The organism is Piscirickettsia litoralis, assembly GCF_001720395.1.
Classification (GTDB): domain Bacteria; phylum Pseudomonadota; class Gammaproteobacteria; order Piscirickettsiales; family Piscirickettsiaceae; genus Piscirickettsia; species Piscirickettsia litoralis.
This window is the reverse complement of sequence record NZ_MDTU01000007.1, coordinates 48,025-50,832: the sequence shown is the minus strand read 5'-3', so window position 1 is coordinate 50,832 and position 2,808 is coordinate 48,025. Positions and strand designations below refer to the sequence as shown.

General features: G+C 38.6%; 5 protein-coding genes. 4 read left to right on the top strand and 1 reads right to left on the bottom strand.

Annotated elements, in window-relative coordinates:
- Positions 1 to 564 precede the first annotated feature (564 nt).
- Positions 565 to 795: a hypothetical protein gene (locus BGC07_RS18275; RefSeq protein ID WP_139121827.1), complete on the bottom strand. Its 231-nt coding sequence runs from the start codon at positions 793 to 795 to the stop codon at positions 565 to 567.
- A 515-nt stretch (positions 796 to 1,310) separates the two neighbouring features.
- On the opposite strand from BGC07_RS18275, the gene BGC07_RS18270 reads away from it, so the two are divergent.
- From BGC07_RS18270 to BGC07_RS18255, 4 genes are all read left to right on the top strand, one after another.
- Positions 1,311 to 1,688 carry a type II toxin-antitoxin system RelE/ParE family toxin gene (locus tag BGC07_RS18270; RefSeq protein ID WP_069314495.1) on the top strand — a complete coding sequence of 126 codons (378 nt, stop codon included), beginning with the start codon at positions 1,311 to 1,313 and terminating at the stop codon, positions 1,686 to 1,688.
- Positions 1,678 to 1,989 carry a helix-turn-helix domain-containing protein gene (locus tag BGC07_RS18265; protein ID WP_235603487.1) on the top strand — a complete coding sequence of 104 codons (312 nt, stop codon included), beginning with the start codon at positions 1,678 to 1,680 and terminating at the stop codon, positions 1,987 to 1,989. Before BGC07_RS18270 ends, BGC07_RS18265 begins: the two co-directional genes overlap by 11 nt.
- Positions 1,986 to 2,183, top strand: coding sequence for a hypothetical protein (locus BGC07_RS18260; protein ID WP_069314493.1), 198 nt, complete (start codon positions 1,986 to 1,988; stop codon positions 2,181 to 2,183). The genes BGC07_RS18265 and BGC07_RS18260 overlap by 4 nt, the downstream gene beginning before the upstream one ends.
- Positions 2,184 to 2,280: 97 nt before the next feature.
- Positions 2,281 to 2,781: a 3'-5' exonuclease gene (locus tag BGC07_RS18255; protein ID WP_158007025.1), complete on the top strand. Its 501-nt coding sequence runs from the start codon at positions 2,281 to 2,283 to the stop codon at positions 2,779 to 2,781.
- Positions 2,782 to 2,808: the final 27 nt, after the last annotated feature.

Genomic DNA, 2,808 nt, shown 5'->3' with positions numbered 1-2,808 from the left:
GCTGCTGAAAGAAAGGAGTGTAAGTTAATGTTCTAGATACTCGTTGATAACAAGGGATCTGTTGTTTTTAAAAGGCACTAAGTAAGCAAGGAATTTGTTGTTTTTCATTGCTTATATTTCATAGCAAGGAATCTGTTGTTTTTAGCAGGTTGGCAGCCATAGTCAATCACTTTTTACACAGAAAAACAAAAACAAGGTTTTTGTTGTTTTTAACAAGGTATCTGTAGCATTTAACAAGGAATTTGTTCTACTTGGCAAGGGTTTTGTTGTTTTTAACAAGGTATCTGTAGCATTTAACAAGGAATTTGTTCTACTTAGCAAGGTTTTTGTTGTTTCTATATGGTTAAAAGCCTTGTCTTATAAGGCTCCAAAAGAGCTTAAAAGTATTAAAACAAGATGAAAGTATAAATCTCTATATAAAGAGAGAAAAGAAGCTCTCTCCAGCAAAATTGAAATAACTAGGACAAAATAGGAAATTCACTACCATATCACCCCCCCTCTTGTTTCACAATTCACTCCTACACTCGTGCGCTGCGTCGAGTACGGCAGTCACACTATCTCCTATCAAAAAGAAACATTTGAATCTGCAAATAGTGATGGCTGCAAATAAATCCCTTTTCTATAAAGCTCAGTAGAATCAAAGTGAGAAATAAGATTTTCCCACAAATGAGCATTTACTGTGACTGATGACTTAAAGCTATGAGTTGAGATATAAAGGTCAATCGCTTTTATCGTTTTTACGGCAAGGTGATTTAAGCCCTCATCGAACAAAATGTTAACTTTGGTGCTTTTCATATCTAACTTTTTCAAAAAAAAGACTAGCAGCAATTTGATGTGCTTGTAGGTTAAGCGATAACTACTAGTCATAAAAAATCAGAGGTTTAGGGGGTGTCGATTGGGACTCCTATTCCTCAATTCATGCAGCGGTCTACAAAAGGTGTTAAACAAACCGCCTGTTTATGATAACCAAAAACATGGAAAAATCAATATAATTTGTAATTTCTTGATTAGTAATAGATTTGTATATGCCTGACATCTCCTAAAACAACCCTTAAAGCCGCGTTCTCGCCTAACTTGATGAAAGGTATGGGTTTTAGTTTATATGTCGTTGTGAGGCTTTTGGGGTGGAATCTCTGCTTGTATAAAATATAACCAGTTGTTTATTGGTTTCATTCCCAACGGACTTAATGAATTATCCACATGGTTATGCACTGTAGTTGTGCATTAATCTATATGTATCATTGAATGATATAGGAACTAATGATATAGTTATGGTCTAAACTAAAAGAAACAAGGTACCTCTATCTATTATGTGGCGGCTTAAAAACAATAACGTGGCAAAGTGGGCTAAAAAAGAACGAGTTACTGATAGTGACTTAATTGCTGCATGTCAGGAGATAGAAAGAGGGCTGTTTGATGCTGACTTGGGTGGTGGCTTAATTAAAAAGCGAGTAGCTATCCAAGGGCGAGGAAAGAGTGGTGGAAGTAGAACGCTTGTTGCCTACAAGAAAGGTAAACGCATTTTGTTTTTGTATGGGTTCAAAAAAAATCAGCGCTCTAACATTACAGATAAAGAAGAGCGTTTATTGAAAGAGGTGGCAAAAGAGTTTTTCAAAAGGACGGAAAAAGAACTAGCGCACCTTGTTGCATGTGAAGTTTATTTTGAATTGGAGAGCTATGATGAGTGAAATTATTGAAAGTGTATTGGATGACATTGAGCGCATGCATAATGCAGGTGTGATTGACACTGTTACTGTTCAGAAATTCAAAAAACTAGCTGATGTTCCCGAACCAAAGCATTTTTCGCAAAAGAAAATACAGGCTATTCGAAAAAAAACACACTTAAGTCAAGCTATGTTTGCTCGTTTTTTAAACGTTACCGCAGGGACGGTACAAAAATGGGAGCAAGGAATTAATGAGCCAGCAGGGCCGGCCTTGGTTTTATTAAATCTAGTCGATAAGCAGGGAATAAAGGCTGTAGCGCTTTGAGTAAAGAAGATATAGGCCCAATCGCTGCCGTGCAAGCTACTGTTAAATTTCTTGGACGATGCACACAAGATGAAGTTCTGGATAGGCTGCGCTCCCAAAAGGTTGAGTGCAGCAGTCTGCATCCTGTGTTGCAATTTCTGGTGAAGAAAAAGAAAATCAAATCTGACGGGCTCTATTATTGGGTTGAATCGTGATCGGCGGCAGCTTCAAGCGGCAAGTGACTTTAGAGTTAAATTAAAGTTGTAAGCTTTCGGCTGCCAATTAAATTATAGCTAACTCAGGATGGATTCTATGGCGATTTTCTTAGACACAGAGACAACAGGGCTTACAAGTGATGATGAGATCGTAGAGATAGCGATCATTGATGATTCTGGCCAAACGTTGCTTAATACATTGGTAAAACCTGTGAAGAATACGACATGGCCACAGGCGCAGCGTATTCATAAAATATCGCCTGACATGGTTGTGGATGCGCCGACGTTGGATGATCTGTCAGCAGATATAAAAGGGATTGTAAGCGGACAAGAGCTAGTCATCTATAATGCAGGATTCGACACAAAATTTCTTAAAGGTCTGCTCGATGATGCAGAGTCAATTCAATGCTGTATGTTAGCCTGGGCCCAATATGCTGGGGAGTGGAACGATTACTATAACAGTTACAAATGGCATAAATTAATCGTTGCTGCGGCCGCAATTAATTATCAATGGAGCGGAACAGCGCATAGGGCGTTAGCTGATACGTTGGCATGTCGTGCGGTGTGGGATTATTTGAAATCAAAGGCCAGTTGCTGAGCGTCAAACAGGTCGAGCTGATTTAGA

What these genes read in the sequence shown, in the direction of transcription:
- BGC07_RS18255 (WP_158007025.1), top strand. Translation starts at nt 2,281, where the DNA reads ATGGCGATTTTCTTAGACACAGAGACAACAGGGCTTACAAGTGATGAT.
- BGC07_RS18270 (WP_069314495.1), top strand. Translation starts at nt 1,311, where the DNA reads ATGTGGCGGCTTAAAAACAATAACGTGGCAAAGTGGGCTAAAAAAGAA.
- BGC07_RS18265 (WP_235603487.1), top strand. Translation starts at nt 1,678, where the DNA reads ATGATGAGTGAAATTATTGAAAGTGTATTGGATGACATTGAGCGCATG.
- BGC07_RS18275 (WP_139121827.1), bottom strand. Translation starts at nt 795, where the DNA reads ATGAAAAGCACCAAAGTTAACATTTTGTTCGATGAGGGCTTAAATCAC.